The sequence below is a fragment of the Planomonospora algeriensis genome (assembly GCF_977012225.1).
Genome location: NZ_CDRNDK010000938.1, coordinates 1 through 977 on the forward strand (window position 1 = coordinate 1; position 977 = coordinate 977).

Below are 977 nucleotides of genomic sequence, written 5' to 3' on the forward strand. Positions count from 1 at the left end.
CGCAGTAATGTGTGGAGCCGACCGGTACTAATAGGCCGAGGACTTGACCTCAAAGTTTATGCTTGGTTTCTGCAGCGCTCTGTATCCTCGCCGGGTCCGGAGCAGCGCGAAACCAAGAACTCTTGCTCGCGTCCACTAGGCAATTCTGAGACGGCAAACGGGTTTCCTGTTTGATTGTTTCATAGGGTTACGGCGGTTATGGCGAAGGGGAAACACCCGGTTACATTCCGAACCCGGAAGTTAAGCTCTTCAGCGCCGATGGTACTGCACTCGGGAGGGTGTGGGAGAGTAGGTCGCCGCCGGACAATTTTTTTGGTGAGGGCCGCCCTTCGGGGCGGCCCTTTCCTGTTTTCCGGGGCGTCGTCGGGAGATGGTCGTCCTGCGAAGGCTTCCTGGACTGCGGTAGCGGACCCAGGTCATGATCGGATTCTCTTCCAGGACCTGTAGGGTCCGGGGACTTTGGGTGACTTGCTAGGCTGGAGAGGCCGGGCCACCCCCACCGCGGGTGGCCTTCGTCGCACCAGACCACGATAGGGCGGGGCAGCGATAGCGAACGGGGCGCACCCCGCGGCCGGAGACCGCCCGTACAACGATTCGTCCCATGGACCAAGACGGGACGCGCTCGCCAAATGAGCAAACGAATGGACCAGAAGTGAACAGTGACAACGGGCGTGACGGCGAGGGCCGCCGCGAGGAGAGCGAGAACCGCGGATCGGGCGGTCAGGGAGGCTACCGCGGCGATCGCACGAACCAGGGCGGACGCCCCGGCGACGGTCCGCGATACGGGGAGCGGCGAGAGGGTCGTTCCGGAGGAGCATACGGTTCACAGGGGCGGGGTGACCGCCCATTCAATCGTGAGGGCGGTCAGCGTTCGTACGGTGATCGGGATCAGGCGCGGGGTCAGTACGGTTCGCGGGACCGGGGTGATCGTCCGTCGTTCGGTCGGGATGACCGGCCGCGTGGTGGCGGGTCCCGGG

1 rRNA gene is annotated in these 977 nt (G+C 64.1%); it reads left to right on the forward strand.

Annotated features, from left to right (window positions below):
- The first annotated feature begins 188 nt into the window (after positions 1-188).
- A 5S ribosomal RNA gene (gene rrf, locus ACWJ6R_RS37020) occupies positions 189-305 on the forward strand.
- Positions 306-977 lie beyond the last annotated feature (672 nt).